10 protein-coding genes are annotated in these 25,951 nt (G+C 43.8%); 7 read left to right on the top strand and 3 right to left on the bottom strand.

Annotation, left to right across the window (positions count from 1 at the left end; translation table 11 throughout):
• Positions 1-16: 16 nt before the first annotated feature.
• Both queF and SJ2017_RS07050 read left to right on the top strand, forming a co-directional pair.
• Complete coding sequence (gene queF, locus SJ2017_RS07055) at positions 17-871, top strand: NADPH-dependent 7-cyano-7-deazaguanine reductase QueF (RefSeq protein ID WP_080915306.1); 855 nt, start codon at positions 17-19, stop codon at positions 869-871.
• 86 nt (positions 872-957) lie between these two features.
• Positions 958-1,596, top strand: a complete 639-nt coding sequence (locus SJ2017_RS07050) for a pseudouridine synthase (protein WP_080915305.1) — start codon at positions 958-960, stop codon at positions 1,594-1,596.
• A gap of 38 nt (positions 1,597-1,634) precedes the next feature.
• Here SJ2017_RS07050 and SJ2017_RS07045 read toward each other — a convergent pair whose 3' ends face one another.
• On the bottom strand, positions 1,635-2,594 hold the full coding sequence (locus tag SJ2017_RS07045; protein WP_167692898.1) for a LysR family transcriptional regulator: 960 nt from the start codon (positions 2,592-2,594) through the stop codon (positions 1,635-1,637).
• A gap of 129 nt (positions 2,595-2,723) precedes the next feature.
• On the opposite strand from SJ2017_RS07045, the gene SJ2017_RS07040 reads away from it, so the two are divergent.
• Positions 2,724-4,718: an alkyl/aryl-sulfatase gene (locus SJ2017_RS07040; RefSeq protein WP_080915303.1), complete on the top strand. Its 1,995-nt coding sequence runs from the start codon at positions 2,724-2,726 to the stop codon at positions 4,716-4,718.
• A 193-nt stretch (positions 4,719-4,911) separates the two neighbouring features.
• Here SJ2017_RS07040 and SJ2017_RS07035 read toward each other — a convergent pair whose 3' ends face one another.
• Both SJ2017_RS07035 and fusA read right to left on the bottom strand, forming a co-directional pair.
• Positions 4,912-5,790, bottom strand: a complete 879-nt coding sequence (locus SJ2017_RS07035; protein ID WP_156003184.1) for a 4'-phosphopantetheinyl transferase family protein — start codon at positions 5,788-5,790, stop codon at positions 4,912-4,914.
• 193 nt (positions 5,791-5,983) lie between these two features.
• A complete protein-coding gene (gene fusA / locus SJ2017_RS07030; RefSeq protein ID WP_080915301.1) occupies positions 5,984-8,011 on the bottom strand; it encodes an elongation factor G in 2,028 nt (675 codons plus the stop codon).
• A gap of 372 nt (positions 8,012-8,383) precedes the next feature.
• Between fusA and SJ2017_RS07025 the strand changes: the two genes are divergently transcribed.
• From SJ2017_RS07025 to SJ2017_RS07010, 4 genes are read left to right on the top strand one after another with little or no spacing between them, the layout of a single operon-like run.
• The gene (locus SJ2017_RS07025; protein WP_080915300.1) at positions 8,384-9,256 is read left to right on the top strand and encodes a helix-turn-helix domain-containing protein; all 873 of its coding nucleotides are present in this window, start codon (positions 8,384-8,386) and stop codon (positions 9,254-9,256) included.
• Positions 9,253-17,616 (top strand): type I polyketide synthase, encoded by an 8,364-nt coding sequence (locus tag SJ2017_RS07020; protein WP_080915299.1) that lies wholly within the window; start codon positions 9,253-9,255, stop codon positions 17,614-17,616. Before SJ2017_RS07025 ends, SJ2017_RS07020 begins: the two co-directional genes overlap by 4 nt.
• Complete coding sequence (locus tag SJ2017_RS07015; RefSeq protein WP_080915298.1) at positions 17,613-19,892, top strand: PfaB family protein; 2,280 nt, start codon at positions 17,613-17,615, stop codon at positions 19,890-19,892. The genes SJ2017_RS07020 and SJ2017_RS07015 overlap by 4 nt, the downstream gene beginning before the upstream one ends.
• Complete coding sequence (locus tag SJ2017_RS07010) at positions 19,889-25,948, top strand: hotdog fold thioesterase (RefSeq protein ID WP_080915297.1); 6,060 nt, start codon at positions 19,889-19,891, stop codon at positions 25,946-25,948. The genes SJ2017_RS07015 and SJ2017_RS07010 overlap by 4 nt, the downstream gene beginning before the upstream one ends.
• Positions 25,949-25,951: the final 3 nt, after the last annotated feature.

The following is a 25,951-nucleotide window of genomic DNA, read 5'->3' as shown; positions in this document are numbered from 1 at the left end:
CACGGAAACAGACTAGATGACACACAATCACGACCCCTATAGTGATGCAGATGCACTTAAAGGACTCACTTTAGGTCAATCGACGCAATATCAAGCAGAATATGATGCTTCACTGCTGCAAGGGGTTCCTCGTAAACTTAATCGCGACGCTATTGAATTAACTGATACTCTGCCGTTTCAAGGGGCAGATATTTGGACTGGCTACGAGTTATCTTGGTTGAACGCCAAAGGTAAACCTATGGTCGCAATGATTGAAGTTTACCTTGCTATCGAAAGTGATAATTTAATCGAATCAAAATCGTTCAAGTTGTATTTAAACAGCTTTAACCAAACACGTTTTGACAGTGTAGACCACGTTCAGCAAACCTTAACCACTGACTTAAGCCAATGCGCTAATGGTAAGGTAACAGTGAAAGTGATTGAGCCTAAGCATTTCAATACTCAACGTATTGTTGAACTACCTGGCAATTGTATCGATGAGCTAGATATTGAAGTCAATGATTATGAATTTAACCCTGAGTACTTGCAAGACAGCACTGAAGAGAAAAATGTTGTCGAAACACTCACATCAAACTTATTAAAATCTAACTGTTTAATCACTTCACAGCCTGATTGGGGAAGTGTGATGATCCGTTATCAAGGCCCAAAGATTAATCATGAAAAGCTATTGCGCTATTTAATCTCATTCCGCCAACATAATGAATTTCATGAGCAATGTGTAGAGCGTATTTTTACCGACCTAAAACGATACTGTCATTGTACTAAGCTCACTGTTTATGCACGTTATACTCGCCGCGGTGGATTGGATATCAACCCATTCAGAAGCGACCTTGAGCAACCTCCAGAGACGCACCGTTTAGCAAGACAATAAATAGCTTATTCATCAATCAGCTTAATGAATAAAGCCTAATCCCTAGGCTTTATTCATTTATTTTCTGTCGTAATACCGAGCCCTTCATGCCTACAGACAATGTTACTTGTTTAACACCAACAACTGACGATATTCAGTCCCATAAGCATTTCAAAATATTTAAACCCTTTGGTTTTTTAAGTCAGTTTGTGCCTGAAACTCGAAAGAAAAAACACTTATTGGGCGAGTTATGTCAGTTTCCAGATAAAACCATGGCAATTGGTCGATTAGACCATGATTCTGAAGGCTTATTACTGCTAACAACTGACGGCATGATGAGCCATAAAGTGAGAAGTAAAGGCATCGAAAAAGAATATTATGTTCAAGTGGATGGCGATATCGATGACAAGGCGATGTCACAACTACAAAACGGAGTTGAAATTGGCATTAATAGCACGAAATATCTCACTCAGCCCTGTAAAGCAGTCAAGCTAAACGCAGAGCCAATACTTCCCTCACGCGGTAAAAAAATCCGCGATCCAAGACATGGCCCCACCAGCTGGGTTTCAATCACATTAACTGAAGGTAAAAACCGTCAAATCAGAAAAATGACCGCTGCCGTTGGCTTTGCCACATTAAGGCTTGTTAGGGTCAGAATTGGTAATATACATATTGATGATATGCGAGCTGGCGACGTTATTGAACTCAATAACTTAGATTCAGTAATAAACCCTAACCTTAGCTAACCCATAAAACGGGGCTATTCATTTATCGGCTTACCTTACTAGTTATTGGTTAAATACACTTTCTCCATCGCAGACTCCACCAGCTCCCGTAACCACTTTATCGCAGGGTCTTGATGATTACGTGTTGGCCAAATACTGTAAATCGAAATCACTTGGCTTTCAAAAGGCAAGTCCATCAAAATTAAATTAAAAATAGATTGATAGTTTTTCGCGTAGGTATAAGGCGCAATACATATGGCATCGGATTTACTCACGCCAGATAACATCGTCAGTAAAGAGGATTTTTCACCATACATATCTCGTTCAGGTAAATGGTCTGTTGAAATCATCTCTGCAACTCGCTGGTTATGACGATGAAGTCGATAAAACAGATGCTTAGCAGCGAAGTACGACACTTCATCTATTCCATGTTTAAATTGCGGGTGCTCAGCCCTAGCAACACAAACAAGCTTTTCGGTGGCAATTTGCTTACTGGTAAAGCTCGCTTCAGTTGGCGCAACAATATCTAGCGCTAAATCAATTTGCTGATTTTTAAGGGCTTGATATAAATTACCCTCATCTAAAATCGCTTCTGTAAAAATGATTTCAACGCCTTTATCCGTCAGTGACTTTTCGATATCTGCTTCAATCAAATCAATAATTGATTCATTAGCGCTGACATGAAATATCCGTTTTGACAACGAAGGGTCAAAGGCTTTAACGCTATTAATGCATTGTTCGATTTCGATGAGTGGCAAACTTAACTGTCGGTGCAAGTGCTGACCTATCGCAGTGAGAGCTATCCCTCTTCCTTGCCTAATAAATAGTTCAACACCCACAACCGCTTTAAACCGATTGATAGCATTACTGACTGACGACTGAGTTAATGCAAGGTGCTCCGCTGCAAGCGTAATAGATTGATAATCACATACACAGCAAAAAACTCTAATAAGGTTAAGATCCAACTTAAGTAATTGTTGTTGCATAAGAGCATCAGACTCTAAGTTCTCTTGCTTCATCACTTCTCCCATAACACATATCGCCAAATACATTCACACGGTAAATGTATTAACCATTTTTAGCCATAGTTATATTTGGGCTTTTTATTGTTAACTTATCTTTAACAATAAAAAGTACCCGAGGCCTACATGAGAAAAACACGAGTTGCTTTAGTCATCAGTTTATCATTTACCAATGCAGTGGCTGCTGCGCAGCACGAACATGACCACATCAGTCTTGATTACCAGGGTAAGCCTGCGACGCCCATTACCGCAGAGCACAACAAAGCCATAGCACAAAAGTTACCGTTCGAAGATAAATCCGCTTTTGAGCGCTTTAGTCGACATAAAATTGCCTCTTTTGATGAAGCCACCGCCAAGATACTGCGTGCAGAATTTAACTTTATCAGTGACACGCTTCCTGATTCAGTCAACCCTTCGTTATATCGCCAAGCTCAACTTAATATGGTACCAGACGGGCTCTATAAAGTGACTGATGGCATTTACCAAGTACGAGGCACTGACTTATCTAACTTAACCCTTATTCGAGGTAAAACGGGTTGGATTGTATATGACGTTTTATTAACTAAAGAAGCTGTTCAGCAATCATTAACATTTGCTTTTGCTCACTTGCCTGAGGGCAAAGATTTACCTGTTGTGGCAATGATTTACTCTCACAGCCATGCAGATCATTTCGGTGGTGCCCGTGGCGTTCAGGAACGCTACCCTGATGTCAAAGTGTATGGTTCATATAATATTACCCAAGAGATAGTGGATGAAAATGTACTCGCGGGTAATGTCATGAGCCGGCGAGCTGCTTACCAATACGGCGTTACACTCGATAAACACAATCACGGAATTGTCGATGCAGCGTTAGCAAAAGGTTTATCAAAAGGCGAAATCACTTACGTCAAACCTGATTATGAACTTCATCATCAAGGCAAATGGGAAACCTTGACCATTGATGGTCTTGAAATGGTCTTTATGGATGCATCTGGCACTGAAGCTGCCAGTGAAATGATCACATATATACCATCTATGAAGGCGCTATGGTCAGGCGAATTAACATATGATGGTATGCACAATATTTATACCTTACGAGGCGCTAAAGTTCGCGACGCATTAAAATGGTCTAAAGACATTAACGAGATGATTAATGCATTTGGCGAAAATGTTCAGGTACTATTTGCTTCACATTCTGCGCCGGTATGGGGAAATAAAGAAATTAATCATTACCTTCGCATGCAGCGAGATAATTATGGCCTCGTTCATAATCAATCTTTACGTTTAGCCAATGAAGGTGTGGTAATACAAGATATTGGTGATGCAATCATGGAAACCATTCCACAAAATGTCCAAGACGAATGGTACACCAATGGTTATCACGGTACATACAGCCATAACGCTAAAGCTGTGTACAACATGTATTTAGGCTATTTTGATATGAATCCAGCCAACTTAAACCCCTTACCTACAAAGGCTGAAGCAATTAAGTTTGTAGAATATATGGGCGGCGCCAACAATGTAGTATCAAAAGCGCAAGCAGACTTCAATCAAGGCGAGTATCGGTTTGTCGCCACTGCATTAAATAAGGTGGTCATGGCCGAACCACAACACCCCCAAGCCCGAGAATTACTTGCCGATACCTATGAGCAACTTGGCTACCAAGCCGAAGGAGCTGGTTGGCGAAATATTTACTTAACAGGTGCGCAAGAGTTACGTATTGGCATTAAACCTGGCGCACCTAAATCCGCATCCGCTGATGTTATCAGCGAAATGGACATGTCCACTTTATTTGACTTTCTCGCGGTTAAAGTTGACAGCATTAACGCCGCCAAGCTTGGCAATATCACTTTAAATGTGGTGACACAAAGCGGCGATAAAACTGACACGCTCTTTGTAGAGTTAAGTAACGGAAACTTGAGTAATATCAAAGTAGACGAGGCTAAAAAAGCCGATGCCACACTGACAATTAATAAGTCTGATGTCGTTGCAATATTATTAGGTAAAGCAGATATGAAAGCGTTAATGCAATCAGGAGCTGCGAGTATGCAAGGTGACAAATTAGCATTTGCCAAAATTGCATCAACACTGGTGCAATTTAATCCTGATTTTGAAATCGTACCGCTACAGCATACTCATTAGCTCATAACTTAACGAAATTCGGCTGCGAAGTTTTTCACTCTGCTTCTTTGCTTATATTCACTAGTTTACCAAGAGTAATGGCATGAGAGTTTAAAGCAAAAATGACCGACTAAGACAAGTGAGGGAAGATTGTTCTGATAAGCCGTTTTTGATTAGCAGTTAAACATCCAAAAAACCTTAACAGTTCGATAAATCAGTTGGTTTTTATGAACATTTTTATTTGTTCATGCCAGCTGATTTTTTTTGCCTTTAATTGAAGTGTTAATGGCTTTTCGCCAAAAGCGAACTCGCCCACACTCACAGCAAATCGATATGAATTATTAAGCTTACCTAAACAACATTGCCATAAAGGTGAGACTTCATAAAAAGACTCAACATCATTAGTCTGTTCAAGCTCATCAACGTCTGTAGGCTTCAATAAGCTAAGTGAAATATCATGCTGAATTGGCAACAACTGATCATCTATTGTTAAGTTAGCTAAGCTCGGTGCAGATAAGTCAAATGCAAACGATTTAAGCGACAAGGCCAGTCCCAGTCCCTTTGCTTTAATATAAGATTCTTTCAGTGCCCATAAATCGAAAAATCGCTCACGCTGCTGACTTTCAGGTAACGCCAATAATGCAGTTTCTTCTGGTTTTGAAAAATAGTGATGTAAAATTGAATGGATATTCGTGCTTTCTCGGCGACGTTCAATATCGACCCCCAATTGAATGGGCATTGAAGCGTCCTCTTTGGAGTGAATGACACCAATAAGCAACCAGTTACCACTGTGACTTAAATTAAACTGTAAGCCCGTTTGTTTATATTGCACAGCCGATAGCCTAGGTTTGCCCTTCTCACCATACTCAAATTGCCAATCGTCTGGTTCGATATTTGCAAAGTTCGATAATACGCTGCGCAAATACCCACGCACCATTAACCCTTGCTGTTGAGCAGCCTGTTGAATAAAACGATCCACTTTATTTATCTCAGCATCAGATAACCATGAACGCACTGTAGAGACGGTTTTCTCATCTAATAAATTGGTATCTAAAGGACAAAAAAATAATTGAATAGTGGGTAAAGGGCTCAAACCAAACTCGCATTTATAATAGCAATAAGACATTGTCGCTTGTTCTAGGTCGCTAATTCAACACATAAACAATCTTGATTGAAAATGTCGTCTAAGGTTTAAACAAATAAAGGAAGGTTTAGACAAATAAAAAAGGGTTAAGCCATCCTTAACCCTTTGCATATCATCTGTTATTTCAATAAGTATTAGCCAATCAATCTACCAGTGCTTTTACCGCCTTTTTAGGTAAAACATCATAACGGCTAAACTGCATTGAAAACTGACCTTCTCCACCTGTCATAGATTTAAGCTTTGAAGAGTAGCTACTGACATTGGCAAGTGGCACTTCAACGCTGACTTCAACAAGTCCATTGGCATTTGCCTGCGTTCCACAAATAATGCCTCTAGATGCACTAATGTCACCTGTCACTTCGCCGACATGCTCTTGCCCAACTAAAATGCTCATATCAACTAATGGTTCTAACATTACAGGTTTTGCTAACGATACTGCTTCTATAAAAGCTTTTTTACCCGCCATCACAAAAGCAATTTCTTTAGAGTCTACACTGTGGTGTTTGCCATCCAATAACGTGACTTTTATGTCTTGTAATGGATAGCCACCTAACTCACCGGCTAGCATGGCTTCTCGCACGCCTTTCTCTACTGCTGGAATATATTGACTTGGCACTGAGCCACCAACCACCTTCGAAATAAACTCAAAGCCTTCACCACGCTCAAGTGGCTCAATGGCTAATTCAACTTCACCAAATTGGCCAGATCCGCCTGATTGTTTTTTATGGCGATAACGGCATTGTGCTTTCTCGGTGATGGTTTCTCGATAAGCCACCGCCGGCGTATCAGTATCCATGTCGAGGTGGAACATATTTTGCGCTTTTTCAAGCGCAATTTTTAAATGCAAATCCCCTTGACCTTGCAATACGGTTTGCCCTTCAACCTCACTTCGAGTGATGTGTAAACTTGGATCTTCAGCGACCAGTTTATTGAGAACATCGGAGATCTTTTGTTCATCACCACGACGCTTGGCTGATACAGCCAAACCAAAAATAGGTTGCGGCACTTCCAGTTCTGGTAAATGAAATTCATCTTCATCATGGCTATCATGCAGTACAGAACCAACACTTAATGCATCCAATTTTGCAATAGCGCAAATATCGCCAGGAAACGCTTGGGATACATTAATTTGTTTATCGCCTTGAAGCTTCATTAAGTGAGAGACTTTGAAAGGTTTGCGGCCTTGGCCAATAAGCAGCTTCATGCCAACATTCAGCGTCCCTTGGTACAACCTAAATACGCCCAGTCTTCCTAAAAATGGGTCAATTGAAACGCTAAACACATGGGCTAAAACATGATCTGTTGCCTTTTGTGTCACTGTTACTGGTGTCGACTGTTCACCAAATCCTTTCATAAATTGTGGTGCATTGGCTTCAAGTGGACTTGGCATGAGTTTGATCAACATTTCTAACAATGAACTAATCCCAATATCTTGTTCTGCACTTGTAAAGCAGACTGGCACTAAGTGCCCCATTCTGAGTGCTTTTTCTAGCGGAGCATGAAGCTGCTGAGGCGTTAACGACTCACCTTGCTCTAAATACAAGGTCATTAACGCTTCATCTTCTTCAAGTACCGTATCAACTAGCTCATCTCTAGCACTAGCAGGTTGACTAAATAATGTCTCTGCACTTTCATCACAATGTAAATAACAATCAACAACGGCTTTTCCATCGGCACTGGGCAAGTTAACCGGTAAACATCGGTGTCCAAATTGATGCTGAATGTCGATCATCACATCTGACACTCGCGTGAGATTACTGTCGAGGTGGTTAATGGCAATAATCACCGCTTTACCTTGCGCTCTTGCAGCTTCAAAAGCACGTTTAGTCACAGACTCTATACCAACGGCGGCATTAATAACCAACAGTACTGACTCAACGGCAGGCAAAGGTAATAAGGCTCGCCCGAAAAAGTCAGGTAAACCTGGCGTGTCGATAAAATTGATATGATGCTGTTGATACTGAAGGTGTAAAAATGAAGGCTCTAAACTGTGACGGTGGGATTTTTCTTGGGCAGTGAAATCAGCATGATTTGTGCCCTTGTCGACCCTGCCTTTTAACGATATTGCCTTAGCTCTATACAGCAATGCTTCAAGCAAGGATGATTTGCCTGCTCCAACATGTCCGAGCACAGCCAAATTACGGGTTTGCTCAGTAGTAAACTCAGCCATAATGGCCTCCTGTTTTCACATTATTAAACTTTCCATATTCTTGTCTAACTTTGTTTACGTTTGGCTATTTATTGCGCATAAAAATAGCATACGGGGCTAACAACTCAGATGAATTGACCTAGATCAGTGTTTACATCGGCAACGTTTTTTATAACAAAATCACCCATTCGGCTTACAAGTGTTAGCTAATTCTGGTCGTATCAGTGATTAATTAGTTTCGGGTGATTGTATCGACCCGAAACCTCAGGTACTCTGCATGCTCGATTGTGCTAAAACGCTAATTTTGAAGATGAACAAACGTTAATCTTCACGTTTTTATACCGAGTCCCAACAGATTGTACGGAGTATTCATCGAACTATGGCAGTCCTTAAATGACCGCAAATAGAAAAGCTCACGCTGTAACTCAAACAGCCGCTAAGAAAGCCACATCAGAAACCGATGTTGCGATGGCCCCTGTTCGCCATAGCAATGCAACAACGACTCCTGAAATGCGTCAATTTATTCAGACTTCTGATTTCAGTGTTAGTCAATTGGCTAAGATTCTTAATATCTCGGAAGCCACTGTCAGAAAGTGGCGCAAGCGCGACTCAATCAGTGATACGCCCAATACTCCACATCATTTGAAAACCACGCTTTCACCAATGGAAGAATACGTGGTTGTGGGACTTCGTTATCAATTAAAAATGTCACTGGATAGATTGCTTCACGTCACACAACAATTTATCAACCCTAACGTCTCTCGCTCTGGTTTAGCCCGATGTTTAAAGCGCTACGGCATATCAAAACTAGATGAATTTGAAAGCCCTCATGTGCCTGAGTGTTATTTTAATCAGCTGCCTATTGTTCAGGGTACAGATGTAGCGACTTATACACTGAACCCTGAAACGCTCGCTAAAACCCTTGCATTACCTGAAGCGACACCAGATAACGTTGTACAGGTTGTATCGTTAACGATTCCACCTCAACTCACTCAAGCGGACAGTTATTCCATTTTGCTCGGTGTCGACTTTGCAACCGACTGGGTGTATCTCGACATATATCAAGACAATCACACACAAGCGACAAATCGTTATATCGCTTATGTGTTAAAGCACGGCCCGTTTCATTTACGTAAGTTATTAGTCAAAAATTACCACACCTTTTTAGCCCGCTTTCCTGGCGCAACAGTTTTACAATCCACGGAAGCGGCAAACCAAAAAAATAAATCAGCTAAGGATCAGCTGAACACTGGAGACTCAAAATGAGCCAAGCCCCTACAAATCCTGAGACAAGCTCTCAAGATAATAACGAGTCGCAAGATACAAGACTGAATAAACGTCTTAAAGACATGCCCATTGCCATTGTCGGCATGGCCAGTATCTTTGCCAACTCTCGTTACCTGAATAAGTTTTGGGACTTAATCAGCGAAAAAATTGATGCTATTACCGAAGTACCTGATACCCACTGGCGCGCTGAAGATTACTTTGATGCTGACAAGAGCACCCCAGATAAGAGCTACTGTAAACGCGGTGGTTTTATCCCTGAAGTGGACTTTAACCCAATGGAATTTGGCCTGCCGCCAAATATCCTAGAACTGACCGATACTTCGCAATTATTGTCATTAGTGATTGCCAAAGAAGTGCTAGCAGATGCTGGTGTCACTTCTGAATATGACACTGATAAAATCGGTATTACTTTAGGTGTGGGCGGTGGCCAAAAAATTAATGCCAGCCTAACAGCACGTCTGCAATACCCTGTGCTTAAAAAAGTATTTAAAAGCAGCGGCCTAAGCGATGCCGACAGCGACATGCTTATCAAAAAATTCCAAGACCAATACATTCACTGGGAAGAAAACTCGTTCCCAGGATCGCTTGGTAATGTTATTGCTGGTCGTATTGCTAACCGCTTTGACTTAGGCGGCATGAACTGTGTGGTTGATGCGGCATGTGCAGGTTCACTTGCGGCAATGCGTATGGCGTTAACCGAACTGGTTGAAGGCCGCAGCGAAATGATGATCACTGGTGGCGTATGTACCGATAACTCGCCATCGATGTACATGAGTTTTTCAAAAACCCCAGCGTTTACCACCAATGAAACGATTCAGCCATTTGATATCGACTCAAAAGGCATGATGATTGGTGAAGGCATTGGCATGGTGGCATTAAAACGTCTTGAAGATGCTGAGCGTGACGGTGACCGTATTTACTCAGTCATTAAAGGGGTCGGCGCTTCATCTGATGGTAAGTTCAAATCAATTTATGCACCTCGACCTGAAGGCCAAGCTAAAGCGCTGAAGCGTGCTTATGATGACGCCGGCTTTGCACCTGAAACCGTTGGCTTAATTGAAGCTCACGGAACAGGCACTGCAGCGGGTGATGTGGCAGAATTTAATGGTCTTAAATCTGTATTTGGTGAGAATGACTCAACAAAGCAACACATTGCTTTAGGTTCAGTTAAGTCACAAGTGGGCCATACTAAATCAACTGCGGGAACCGCGGGTGTGATTAAAGCGGCGTTAGCACTGCATCATAAAGTGCTGCCGCCAACCATCAACGTCTCTAAGCCTAACCCTAAGCTTAATGTTGAGGATTCACCGTTTTTCATTAACACTGAAACTCGCCCTTGGATGCCTCGCCCTGATGGCACACCACGCCGAGCTGGTATAAGTTCGTTCGGTTTTGGTGGCACAAACTTCCACTTAGTACTAGAAGAATACAGCCCAGAGCACAGCCGTGATGAGAAATATCGTCAGCGCCAAGTAGCACAAAGCTTATTGATTAGCGCTGACAATAAAGCTGAGCTCATTGCAGAAATCAACAAGCTTAACGCTGACATCAGCGCGCTTAAAGGCACAGATAACAGCAGCATCGAACAAGCTGAACTTGCCCGCATTGCTAAACTATATGCTGTTCGCACTTTAGATACTTCAGCAGCCCGTTTGGGTCTTGTGGTCTCAAGCCTTAATGAATTAACCACTCAACTTGGTTTAGCGTTAAAGCAGCTAAGTAACGACGCTGAAGCATGGCAATTACCATCAGGTACGAGCTATCGCTCATCTGCGCTCATCACGATTAATGCCAACCAAAAGACGACTAAAGGTAAAAAAGCAGCTAACACACCGAAAGTAGCAGCATTATTTGCAGGTCAAGGTTCTCAGTACGTCAACATGGGGATTGATGTTGCTTGTCACTTCCCTGAAATGCGCCAGCAATTAATCAAAGCCGACAAGGTATTTGCAAGCTTTGATAAAACGCCATTATCGCAAGTGATGTTCCCAATTCCAGCCTTTGAAAAAGCAGATAAAGATGCGCAAGCAGCTTTACTCACCAGCACTGATAACGCGCAAAGCGCCATTGGTGTAATGAGCATGAGCCAATACCAACTGTTTACTCAATCAGGTTTTAGCGCAGATATGTTTGCAGGTCACAGCTTTGGTGAGCTTTCAGCTCTTTGCGCTGCTGGCGTTATTTCTAATGACGACTACTACCAATTATCCTATGCTCGCGGCGCTTCAATGGCCGCATCAGCAGTTGATAAAGATGGCAATGAATTAGATAAAGGCACGATGTACGCCATTATCTTGCCAGCTAATGAAAATGATGCAGCAAATAGCGATAACATCGCTAAATTAGAAAGCTGCATTAGCGAGTTTGAAGGCGTTAAGGTGGCTAACTACAACTCAGCCACTCAGCTAGTTATTGCAGGCCCAACACAAAGCTGCGCCGATGCAGCTAAAGCCATTGCCGCTTTAGGCTTTAAAGCTATCGCGCTACCTGTTTCTGGCGCCTTCCACACACCACTTGTGGGGCATGCGCAAAAGCCATTTGCTAAAGCCATTGATAAAGCTAAGTTCACGGCGAGCAAAGTCGACCTGTTCTCAAATGCCACTGGTGACAAACACCCAAGTGACGCTAAATCAATTAAAGCCGCTTTCAAGCAACATATGCTGCAATCAGTTCGTTTTACTGATCAGCTGAACAATATGTACGATGCGGGAGCGCGCGTATTTGTCGAGTTCGGCCCTAAGAACATTCTGCAAAAACTGGTTGAAGCGACCCTAGGTAATAAAGCTGAAGCGGTATCCGTTATCAGTATCAATCCAAACCCTAAGGGCAACAGTGATGTGCAACTTCGTGTTGCAGCTATGCAACTTAGCGTTTTAGGTGCGCCACTCTCAAGCATTGACCCTTATCAAGCTGAAATCGCAGCTCCTGCGGTACCAAAAGGCATGAACGTTAAACTCAATGCAACCAACCACATCAGTGCACCTACTCGTGCCAAGATGGAAAAATCATTAGCAACAGGCCAAGTAACCTCTCAAGTTGTCGAAACAATTGTTGAGAAAGTTATCGAAAAACCTGTTGAAAAAGTAGTAGAGAAGATCGTGGAAAAAGAAGTCATTAAAACTGAATATGTTGAAGTTGCCACATCTGGCGCAACAACAGTGTCTAACGTTGCGCCTCAAGCAATAGCACCTCATGCATCAGCTCAGGCTGCTCCTGCTTCTGGCAGTTTAGAAGCGTTCTTTAATGCACAACAGCAAGCCGCTGATCTGCATCAGCAATTCTTAGCGATTCCGCAGCAATATGGTGACACCTTTACTCACTTGATGGCAGAGCAAAGTAAAATGGTTGCTGCAGGCCAAGCCATTCCTGAAAGCTTGCAACGCTCGATTGAGTTATTCCATCAGCATCAAGCGCAAACGCTACAAAGTCACACCCTGTTTTTAGAACAACAAGCTCAGGCAAGCCAAAATGCATTAAACATGCTAACGGGTCAAACACCTGTTACTGCTCCTGTTGTTAACGCACCAATTGTTAATTCACCAGTAGTTGAAGCGGTGAAAGTAGCACCTCCTGTACAAACTCCTGTCGTAAACACGCCAGTAGTACCAGCAGTAAAGGCCACACCTGTAGCTCAACCTGCTGCGATGGCCGCTCCAACCCCACCTGTTGAACCAATTAAAGCACCTGCTCCTGTAGCCGCTCCTGTAGTAAGTGCACCTGTAGTTCCTACCCCTGCTGGCTTAAGCGCACAAACAGCCCTGAGCTCACAAAAAGTTCTGGATACTATGTTAGAAGTGGTTGCAGAAAAAACCGGTTACCCAACTGAAATGCTTGAACTTAGCATGGACATGGAAGCAGACTTAGGCATCGATTCAATTAAACGTGTTGAAATATTAGGTACTGTTCAAGACGAACTACCAACACTGCCAGAACTCAGTCCTGAAGATTTAGCTGAGTGTCGTACATTGGGCGAAATCGTTGACTATATGGGTAGTAAACTACCGGCCGCAGGCGCTATGAACAGCGACACTGCAAATGCAACTCACACAGCCGTTTCCGCCCCTGCCGCTTCAGGTCTTAGCGCAGAAACAGTACTCAACACTATGCTTGAAGTGGTTGCAGAAAAAACAGGTTATCCAACTGAAATGCTTGAACTAAGCATGGACATGGAAGCCGATTTAGGCATCGATTCAATTAAACGTGTTGAAATATTAGGTACTGTTCAAGACGAACTGCCAACACCGCCAGAGCTAAGCCCTGAAGATTTAGCTGAGTGTCGTACACTGGGTGAAATCGTATCTTATATGGGTAGTAAACTACCCGCCGCAGGCGCTATGAACTCTAAACTTCCTGCAAGTGCCGCTGAAGTAGCTCAACCCCAAACCGCGCCAGTTCAAGCTGCATCTGGCCTTAGCGCTGAAACAGTTCTGAATACCATGCTAGAAGTCGTTGCAGAAAAAACCGGTTACCCAACTGAAATGCTTGAACTCAGCATGGACATGGAAGCCGATTTAGGCATCGATTCAATTAAACGTGTTGAAATATTAGGTACTGTTCAAGACGAACTGCCAACACTGCCAGAGCTAAGCCCTGAAGATTTAGCTGAGTGTCGTACTCTTGGTGAAATCGTTGACTACATGAACTCTAAGCTACCCGCTGCTGGTTCTGCCCCAGTTGCATCACCAGTTCAGTCTGCGACTCCGGTATCTGGTCTTAGCGCTGAAACAGTTTTGAATACCATGCTAGAAGTCGTTGCTGAAAAGACTGGTTATCCGACTGATATGCTTGAATTAAGCATGGATATGGAAGCCGATTTAGGCATCGATTCAATCAAGCGTGTTGAGATATTAGGTACTGTTCAAGACGAGCTGCCAACACTACCTGAACTCAGCCCTGAAGATTTAGCTGAGTGTCGTACTCTTGGCGAGATCGTTGACTATATGGGTAGTAAACTACCCGCCGCAGGCGCTATGAACACTAAGCTTCCTGCTGAAGGCGCTAATACACAGGCCGCCGCAGGCGCTGCTCAAGTAGCAGCTACTCAAACATCAGGTTTAAGTGCGGAACAAGTTCAAAGCACTATGATGACAGTGGTTGCTGAGAAGACCGGTTACCCGACTGAAATGCTTGAATTAAGCATGGATATGGAAGCGGATTTAGGCATCGATTCAATCAAGCGAGTTGAGATCTTAGGTACAGTTCAAGATGAACTTCCGACGCTACCAGAACTTAACCCTGAAGATTTAGCTGAGTGTCGTACACTTGGTGAGATCGTTTCGTACATGGGTGGTAAACTACCCGCCGCAGGCGCTATGAACACTAAGCTACCTGCTGAAGGCGCTAATACACAGGCCGCAGCAGGCGCTTCTCAAGTAGCTGCCTCAACCGCAGAAACAGCCCTGAGCGCTGAGCAAGTTCAAAGCACCATGATGACTGTGGTTGCTGAAAAAACCGGTTACCCAACTGAAATGCTTGAATTGAGCATGGATATGGAAGCGGATTTAGGCATCGATTCAATCAAGCGTGTTGAAATTTTAGGGACGGTTCAAGACGAGCTTCCGGGCTTACCTGAATTAAATCCTGAAGATTTAGCAGAGTGTCGCACCCTAGGCGAAATCGTATCTTATATGGGCGCTAAACTGCCAGCCGCAGGCGCTATGAACAAAAAGCAAGCGAGCGTTGAAACTCAATCTGCACCCGCAGCAGAGTTAGCAACTGACTTACCTCCTCATCAGGAAGTTGCGCTAAAAAAGCTACCAGCGGCGGATAAGTTAGTTGACGGTTTTTCAAAAGACGCCTGTATCGTTATCAATGATGACGGCCATAACGCAGGTGTTTTAGCTGAAAAATTAGTAGCAACAGGCCTAACCGTCGCCGTTATTCGTAGCCCTGAGTCAGTGACATCTGCGCAATCACCGCTTAGCAGTGATATTGCCAGCTTCACTTTATCTGCGGTCAATGACGACGCGATTAGCGATGTCATTGCTCAAATTAGCAAGCAGCATAAGATCGCCGGTTTTGTTCACCTACAACCTCAACTAACAGCACAAGGAGCTTTGCCTTTAAGTGATGCTGGTTTTGTAGCAGTAGAGCAAGCTTTCTTGATGGCTAAACACCTACAGAAACCATTTGCTGAGCTAGCAAAAACTGAGCGTGTCAGCTTTATGACTGTCAGCCGCATCGATGGTGGCTTTGGTTACTTAAACACGGCTGAACTTGCCAAAGCAGAGCTAAACCAAGCTGCATTATCAGGTTTAACTAAAACATTAGGTCATGAGTGGCCAACTGTGTTCTGTAGAGCATTGGATATTACCCCAAGCTTTGAAGCTGTCGAGTTAGCACAAGCCGTTATTGCAGAGCTATTTGATGTTGATACAGCAACAGCTGAAGTGGGTATTAGCGACCAAGGTCGTCATACTTTATCAGCTACGGCAACTGCTCAAACCCGTTACCAAACCACATCTTTAAACAGTGAAGATACTGTATTGGTGACTGGCGGTGCTAAAGGCGTCACATTTGAATGTGCCCTTACTCTTGCCAAACAAACTCAGTCGCACTTTATTTTAGCGGGTCGCAGTGAGCATTTAGCCGGTAATTTACCGACTTGGGCAAAGAGTGTCATAGCGGCTGCGCCTAACGTTAGTGAAGTAAACACAAGTCAGTTAAAAGCAGCAGCAATCGGATTTATTCAATCTCAAGGTAACAAGCCAACACCTAAGCAAATTGATGCCTTAGTTTGGCCGATTACCAGCAGTTTAGAAATTGATCGCTCATTAGCAGCATTTAAAGCTGTCGGTGCAAGTGCTGAGTACATCAGCATGGATGTCAGCTCAGATGCAGCCATCAAGCAATCTCTTGCAGGTGTTAAACCGATTACAGGCATCATTCATGGTGCAGGTGTACTCGCTGATAAACATATTCAAGACAAAACCTTAGCTGAGTTAGGCCGTGTATATGGCACTAAAGTGTCGGGCTTTGCAGGTATCATCAATGCGATTGATGCAAGCAAGTTAAAACTGGTTGCTATGTTCTCATCAGCAGCCGGCTTCTATGGCAATACTGGCCAAAGTGACTACTCAATGTCTAATGAGATCCTCAACAAGACAGCACTTCAACTTGCAGCTAACTACCCGCAAGCTAAAGTAATGAGCTTTAACTGGGGCCCTTGGGATGGCGGAATGGTCAGTTCAGCATTGAAGAAAATGTTTGTTGAGCGCGGCGTATACGTTATTCCACTCGATAAAGGCGCAAACTTGTTTGCTCACAGCCTATTGTCTGAGTCGGGCGTACAGTTATTAATTGGTTCAAGCATGCAGGGCTCAAGCTCAGCAGATAAAACAGGCGCAGCTGTAAAAAAGCTTAATGCGGACTCTTCGCTTAATGCCGAGGGTTCGCTGATTCTTTCTTTTACTACTCCTGCTAACCGTGTTGTCAACAACGCGGTTACTGTTGAACGTGTACTAAACCCAGTAGCAATGCCCTTCCTTGAAGATCATTGCATCGCGGGTAATCCAGTACTACCGACAGTGTGCGCCATACAATGGATGCGTGAAACAGCGCAACAATTGTGTGGTCTGCCTGTGACTGTTCAAGATTATAAATTGCTGAAAGGCATTATTTTCGAGACTAAAGAGCCGCAAGTATTAACGCTAACATTGACGCAAACTGAATCAGGCTTAAAAGCACTGATCGCGAGTCGTATGCATCGCGATCCAATGGATAGCTTGCTAAGACCTCAGTATCAAGCAAACCTTGTGATCAATGAAGCCGTCATTAACGGTCAAACTTTAACAACACAGCCAACTATCGTTGCGGATGCACAACAGTTAGCAAGTGCAGGTAAAGTGATTAGCACTGACAGCGAACTTTATTCAAACGGTAGCTTATTTCATGGACCACGCCTGCAAGGCATCAAGCAAGTCTTGATTGCTGATGACACACAACTGGTTTGCAACGTGGAATTACCACATATTAGTTCCGCAGATTGCGCAGGCTTTGCGCCTAATCTGTCCATAGGTGGCAGCCAAGCATTTGCTGAAGATTTGCTACTGCAAGCCATGTTAGTGTGGGCACGAATTAACCATGATGCTGCAAGCTTACCATCGACTATTGGTAAGTTAACGACTTATTCACCATTTGCATCAGGCGATAAAGGTTACTTGGTGTTATCTGTGCTTAAGAGTACCAGCCGTTCGTTAACAGCTGATATTGCACTTTATCACCAAGATGGTCGCTTGAGTTGCACTATGAGCAGTGCAAAAACAACAATTAGCAAAAGCTTAAATGAGGCATTTCTTGCCCCTGCTAAAGCAATTGCTGACTTGCAGGAGTCTGTGTGAGCACTCAACTGACTGCAAAAACGGCTGCAATCAATAGTATTCGTATAGCCTTAAAACTGGTCGCGAATGATCAAACATCATTCGCACCAGCACAAAATGCTGATGACATATTTTCAGCCATAAAACCGTGTTCATTAGCGCAGGTCATTGGCGAGTCTGCCATTGACCTTGAAATTGATGTATCAAGCTTAGATGCAGGCATAGATAACCTTGCTACAGCAAGCCAACAAACGCTTAGCTTTAGTGATTATTTTGCCCAAGCGATTGCCCATATTGAGCAGCAACATACTGTGTTACTGAGCCATCCAGCAATACCGTATCGAGTATTGATGATGCCAGCGATTGTTGCAGCTAAGCATCGCTGTCATCCCCATGCCTATTTAACGGGTTTGGGAGAAGCTGATGATATGCAATGCGCTATGCAAAACGCTTTAGCACAAGCTAAACGTGAGCACATTACTCCTACCTTGGTCGATGTCACTGAGTTAACTTGTTATAAAGACAAGTTTACTCAGCTTGTCATGTTGATAAGCCGTATTGCTGCGCGTCGTTTACCTGACACTACATTGCCTACTGTCACTAGTGACAAGCAGAACAATAGCAATCAAGCCAATGCCAAATATTGGTTTACCCAAATGCACCAAAACCGTGTTGCTAGCTTTAACTTTACAGAAAATGGCAAGCAACACGCTGCCGTTTTTGTTCAAGGTACTGAACTGGCCCAGGCCAGCTCGATGCTTGATGAAAACAGACTATTCTTCCCCTTAGCAGCCAATACATCTGCTTGCATGATCCAATCTTTGCATGAGCTATTAGTGGCGCTCAATAGGCTTAATCAGCAACAAAGCAATCCGTTAGACAGCCAGCGGCTTCTAAACAAGCCTAGCCATGTTATCTCTTTAATGCTCAATTACTTAAAGGCATTTGATCAAACCAAATCCTTGTCTGCAGTTATCATAGCCAACTCTGTAGTCACTGCAATCGCAGAAATTGAGGCCATGTTAGCCAAAATCAGTACAGCAAGTGATGACACCTCTGGATCGATAAATGAACTTGAGTACAAAACGCCTTCGGGTAGTTGTTTAACCATCACTCATCATGAAGCGCTTGGTCGCAGCGGCGTGTGTTTTGTGTATCCGGGTGTGGGTACGGTTTATCCGCAAATGTTTGCACAACTGCCACAGTACTTCCCCGCTCTGTTTGCTCAACTTGAACGTGATGGCGATGTAAAAGCCATGCTTCAAGCTGATTGTATTTATGCAGAAAATGCCAAAACCTCAGACATGAATTTAGGCGAGCTTGCTATTGCTGGGGTTGGCGCAAGTTATATATTAACTAAAGTGCTTACCGAACACTTTGCCATTAAGCCTGATTTTGCAATGGGCTATTCTATGGGTGAAGCATCAATGTGGGCCAGCCTTAATGTCTGGAAAACGCCTCACAATATGATTGAAGCCACTCAAACTAATAGTATTTTCACCTCTGATATTTCAGGCCGACTCGACTGCGTCCGTCAAGCATGGCAACTCGAACAGGGTGAAGATATTGTTTGGAATAGCTTTGTTGTGCGTGCTGCGCCGACTGAAATAGAAGCCGTGCTTGCCGATTACCCTCGCGCATATTTAGCGATTATACAAGGTGATACCTGTGTATTAGCGGGTTGTGAGCAAAGCTGTAAAGCCTTATTGAAACAAATCGGTAAACGTGGCATTGCAGCAAATCGTGTCACAGCCATGCACACGCAACCCGCCATGCTTATTCGTGATAATGTTCAAGCGTTTTATCAGCAAGCTTTGCACGACCAAGATGTGCTTGATGCACAAGCAAGTAGCATCAAATTCATTAGTGCTGCGAGTCAAATACCTATTTCATTGACCAGTCAGGACATCGCCAATTCCATTGCAGATACATTTTGTCAGCCACTGAACTTCACTAAACTGGTGAATAATGCTCGTCATTTAGGTGCACGTTTATTTGTTGAAATTGGCGCAGATAGGCAAACCAGTACCTTGATAGATAAAATTGCCCGCACTGCAGCTAATACCGATTCACATTTAAACGCGCCACTGTCAGCCATTGCAATCAATGCCAAAGGTGATGATCAAACAGCGCTGCTTAAATGTATCGCTCAGCTTATCTCGCATAAAGTGCCTTTATCTCTACAATATCTAACTGAGAATTTATCCCATTTGTTGACCGCTAGCATTACTCGCGAAAACCGTCAGCAAAGCCAAACCGCTCAGTTAGCTCCACAATTAGAAGGAGAACAATCTTGAGTTCTCAATCAAACGTTCCCAAAATTGCCATCGTCGGTTTAGCGACTCAGTACCCCGATGCTGATACGCCAGCAAAGTTCTGGCAAAATTTATTAGATAAAAAAGACTCTCGCAGCACCATTAGTCAGCAAAAGCTCAATGCAAACCCAGCTGACTTTCAAGGTGTTCAAGGCCAGTCTGACCGTTTTTATTGTGACAAAGGTGGCTACATTCAAGACTTTAGTTTTGATGCCAATGGTTACCGTATTCCAGCTGCGCAGTTTAATGGTCTTGACGACAGTTTTTTATGGGCAACAGACACGGCGCGTAAAGCACTCAATGATGCTGGTGTGGATATCACTAACAGTCAAGATAATGCGATATTAAATCGCACTGGTATTGTCATGGGTACCTTGTCGTTCCCAACGGCAAAATCTAACGAATTGTTTGTGCCGATTTATCACAGCGCCGTTGAAAAAGCGCTACAAGATAAGCTGCAACAACCCAGTTTCACATTGCAGCCTTTTGATAGTGAGGGATATAGCAAGCAAACAACGCCAGCCTCTTTGTCTAATGGCGCCATTGCACATAATGCATCAAAATTAGTGGCCGATGCCCTAGGGTTAGGCGCAGCACAACTCAGCCTTGATGCCGCTTGCGCGAGCTCAGTTTACTCATTAAAGCTAGCTTGTGATTACTTGCATACAGGCAAAGCTGACATGATGCTTGCTGGTGCGGTTTCAGGCGCAGATCCCTTCTTTATTAACATGGGTTTTTCTATCTTCCATGCTTACCCAGACCATGGCATTTCAGCGCCTTTTGATAGTAATTCAAAAGGGTTATTTGCAGGTGAAGGTGCTGGCGTTTTAGTGCTCAAACGTCTTGAAGATGCTGAGCGTGATGGCGACCATATTTATGCACTAGTTAGCGGCATTGGCTTATCCAACGATGGTAAAGGTCAATTTGTACTGAGCCCAAACAGTGATGGTCAAGTCAAAGCCTTTGAGCGTGCCTATGCAGATGCAGCCATGCATGATGAACATTTCGGCCCTGATAATATTGAGGTCATCGAGTGTCATGCCACTGGCACACCGCTGGGTGATAAAGTTGAACTGACCTCGATGGAACGTTTTTTTAACGACAAACTCAATGGTAGCCATACGCCATTGATTGGCTCAGCTAAATCAAACTTAGGTCATTTGCTGACGGCTGCGGGTATGCCTGGGATCATGAAAATGATTTTTGCCATGCGCCAAGGTATGTTGCCACCCAGTATCAATATTAGTTCGCCAATTACATCACCAAATCAGATGTTTGGCCCTGCTACATTACCTAATGATGTATTGCCGTGGCCTGATAAAGCGGGCAATCGTGCTCGTCATGCTGGTGTCTCAGTATTCGGCTTTGGTGGTTGTAATGCCCACTTATTGATTGAGTCATATCACGGACAAACGTCAACAGCTCCAGCTGCTAATACCATTAATGCACAGTTGCCTATGCATATTACAGGCATGGCATCACACTTTGGGCCGCTGAATAATATTAACCGCTTTGCCAATGCAATAAACCAGCAACAAACGGCCTTTACTCCGCTACCGGCAAAACGCTGGAAAGGCTTAGATAAACATCCTGAGTTATTGCAGCAGCTTGGTTTGGCGCAAACACCGCCAACAGGGGCTTATATTGATCAGTTTGATTTTGACTTCTTGCGTTTTAAAGTGCCACCGAATGAAGACGACCGCCTGATTTCGCAGCAGTTATTGTTGATGAAAGTTGCAGACGAAGCGATTCATGATGCCAAACTTGCATCTGGCAGCAAGGTTGCTGTACTGGTTGCAATGGAAACCGAGCTTGAACTGCATCAATTCCGTGGGCGAGTTAATTTGCATACTCAAATCGCAGCCAGCTTAAATGCGCACGGTGTCAGCCTATCTGACGATGAGTACCAAGCCCTCGAAACCCTTGCGATGGACAGTGTTTTAGATGCGGCCAAGCTGAACCAATACACTAGCTTTATTGGTAATATTATGGCGTCGCGGATCTCATCGTTATGGGATTTTAATGGCCCAGCCTTTACGATTTCAGCAGGCGAGCAGTCGGTAAATCGTTGTATTGATGTGGCGCAAAACCTATTGGCTATGGAGTCACGTCAAGAGCCGCTAGATGCCGTGATCATCGCAGCAGTTGATTTATCTGGCAGTATTGAAAATATCGTCCTGAAAACGGCAAGTCTCGCTAAAACAGGTCAACTACTTCCGCTCAGTATTGGTGAAGGTGCGGGTGCAATAGTACTGCAGGTTGCCGACCAAACAGCCACAGACTCTGAGCCACTGGATTTAATTCATCAAGCACTTGGTGCTGTGGACACACCATCTGCGGCAATATCAGGTTCAACAGAACGAATCAGCAGTGATTCCCTTAACAGCCACGGGGCGTTAAACAGCTACGCTACAATCAACAGTTTATCATTTGGTCACATTAGCCAACTTGAAGCCATCAGTGATGAATTACTCACCCCTGCGGGCTTATCTACAAGTGATATCGGCAAGCTAGAGCTAAACCAAGCTCCAGACTTAACCCATATTGATTCAGCGCAAGCGCTATCACAACTTTATAGTCAGTCAGCAACAACTCAAGCCAAATCATGTATCGGCCATACTTTTGCCGCTTCAGGAATGGCAAGCTTGCTGCACGGACTGCTCATTCAAAAACAAGATGCGCATTCAAACCAAACGGTTCAACCCTTAAATACCCTTGTCGCCACACTCAGTGAGAACCAGTGTTCACAGCTACTGATGAGTCAAACTGCTGAACAGATCTCGGCTTTAAACAGTCGAATTAATACTGATATTGGGCAGCAAACCGCTAAAAAACTGAGCCTTGTTAAACAAGTGAGCTTAGGTGGACATGATATTTATCAGCATATTGTCGATACGCCACTAGCTGACATTGACAATATTCGCGCTAAAACGGCAAATCTTATCCCTGCCGTAACCAATACAACGACGAACATGCTTGAGCGAGGTCAGTTTGTGTCTCCACAACTAACTCCTTTAGCACCAATGTTCGACAAGAATAACGCTATGACAACAGAGACTTCTATGCCGTTTTCAGATCGTTCTACCCAGTTTAATCCAGCTCCTAAAGCTGCAGCGCTTAATGCCAAAGATAGTGCCAAAGCTAATGCCAACGTTAAAGCTAACGTGACGACAGCAAACGTAACAACAGCAAACCAAGTGCCACCAGCACATTTAACGGCTTTCGAGCAAAATCAATGGTTAGCCCATAAAGCGCAATTAGCATTTTTAAACAGCCGTGAGCAAGGCTTAAAAGTCGCTGATGCGCTTTTAAAGCAGCAGGTAGCACAAGCAAATGGTCAGCCTTATGTTGCCCAACCGATTGCACAACCTACTGCAGCTGTACAAGCAGCAAATGTGTTAGCCGAGCCTGTAGCATCTGCTCCAATCTTGCGTCCGGATCATGCAAATGTGCCACCTTACACAGCGCCGACTCCTGCTGATAAGCCATGTATTTGGAATTACGCTGATTTAGTTGAATACGCTGAAGGCGATATCGCTAAGGTATTCGGCCCTGATTACGCTGTGATTGATAACTACTCGCGCCGTGTTCGCCTACCGACCACTGATTATTTGCTGGTATCTCGCGTGACTAAACTCGATGCGACCATGAATCAATATAAGCCGTGCAGCATGACAACAGAGTACGACATCCCTGAAGATGCGCCGTACCTTGTCGATGGTCAAATTCCATGGGCGGTCGCCGTTGAATCAGGCCAATGTGATTTAATGTTGATCAGCTACTTAGGGATTGATTTTGAAAACAAAGGTGAACGTGTTTATCGCTTACTTGACTGTACCTTAACCTTCTTAGATGACTTACCACGCGGCGGTGACACACTGCGCTACGACATCAAGATTAATAACTTCGCTAAGAATGGCGACACCTTACTATTCTTCTTCTCGTATGAGTGTTTTGTTGGCGACAAGATGATTCTGAAAATGGACGGCGGTTGTGCAGGCTTCTTTACCGACCAAGAATTGGATGACGGTAAAGGCGTTATTCGCACCGACGATGAGATTAAGCTGCGTGAAACTGCGCTAAACAATCCTAATAAGCCTCGCTTTGAGCCATTATTGCATTGCGCCCAAACTGAGTTTGATTATGGTCAAATTCATCATTTGTTAAATGCAGATATAGGTGGCTGTTTCGCGGGCGAGCATCACAACCATCAACAAGCTTCAGGTAAGCAAGATTCACTGTGTTTTGCTTCTGAAAAGTTCTTGATGATTGAGCAAGTAGGCAACCTTGATGTTCATGGCGGCGCATGGGGCTTAGGCTTTATTGAAGGTCATAAGCAACTGGCACCTGATCATTGGTATTTCCCATGTCACTTTAAAGGTGACCAAGTCATGGCGGGGTCATTAATGGCTGAAGGTTGTGGTCAATTACTGCAATTCTTTATGCTGCACATTGGTATGCACACGCTCGTTGAAAATGGCCGTTTCCAACCACTTGAAAATGCTTCACAAAAAGTGCGTTGTCGTGGTCAAGTTCTGCCGCAGCACGGTGAACTGACTTACCGGATGGAAATCACTGAAATTGGCATTCACCCTCGCCCATATGCCAAAGCGAATATTGATATTTTGCTTAACGGTAAAGCGGTTGTCGACTTCCAAAACTTAGGTGTCATGATCAAAGAAGAAAGCGAATGTACGCGCTACCTTAATGATACGCCCGCTGTCGATGCCTCAGCTGATCGAATTAATTCAGCAACCAATAATATTCTATACCCAGCGGCTTCAACCAATGCGCCACTCATGGCTCAACTGCCTGATTTGAATGCCCCAACGAATAAAGGCGTTATCCCACTGCAACATGTTGAAGCGCCGATAATTCCAGATTATCCAAATCGTACTCCTGATACCCTGCCATTCACGGCGTATCACATGTTCGAATTTGCCACTGGCAATATTGAAAACTGCTTTGGACCGGACTTTAGTATTTACCGTGGTTTCATTCCACCGCGCACACCATGTGGCGACTTACAGCTAACGACTCGTATTGTTGATATTCAAGGTAAACGTGGCGAATTGAAAAAGCCATCATCGTGTATCGCAGAATACGAAGTGCCAACTGATGCATGGTATTTCGCTAAAAACAGCCACGCCTCGGTCATACCTTATTCAGTGTTGATGGAAATTTCACTGCAACCTAACGGCTTTATTTCAGGCTACATGGGCACCACATTAGGGTTCCCTGGTGAAGAGTTATTCTTCCGTAACTTAGACGGTAGTGGTGAACTATTACGTGATGTTGATTTACGTGGCAAAACCATCGTTAATGATTCAAAGCTATTATCAACCGTTATTGCTGGTAGCAACATCATTCAAAGCTTCACATTTGATTTAAGTGTTGACGGCGAGCCCTTCTACAAAGGCAGTGCGGTATTTGGCTACTTTAAAGGCGATGCGCTTAAAAACCAGTTAGGTATTGATAACGGCCGTATCACTCAACCATGGCATGTTGAAAATAACGTCCCTGCTGATATCACTGTTGATTTACTTGATAAGCAATCTCGCGTGTTCCATGCTCCCGCTAATCAACCACATTATCGCTTAGCTGGCGGTCAACTTAACTTTATCGACAAAGCTGAAATAGTTGATAAAGGCGGTAAAAATGGCTTAGGTTACTTGTCGGCATCTCGCACCATTGACCCAAGTGATTGGTTCTTCCAATTCCATTTCCATCAAGATCCAGTGATGCCAGGTTCATTAGGCGTTGAAGCCATTATCGAGTTAATGCAAACTTACGCCATTAGCAAAGACCTAGGTAAAGGTTTCACAAACCCGAAATTTGGCCAGATTTTATCTGACATCAAATGGAAGTACCGTGGCCAAATTAACCCATTGAATAAGCAAATGTCGTTAGATGTGCACATCAGTGCAGTCAAAGATGAAAACGGCAAACGCATCATCGTAGGCGACGCCAACCTGAGCAAAGACGGGTTACGCATTTACGAAGTAAAAGATATCGCTATCTGTATCGAAGAGGCATAAAGG

Origin of the sequence: Shewanella japonica, assembly GCF_002075795.1 — a bacterium.
Lineage (GTDB): Bacteria > Pseudomonadota > Gammaproteobacteria > Enterobacterales > Shewanellaceae > Shewanella > Shewanella japonica.
This window is presented reverse-complemented; position numbering and strand designations above follow the sequence as displayed.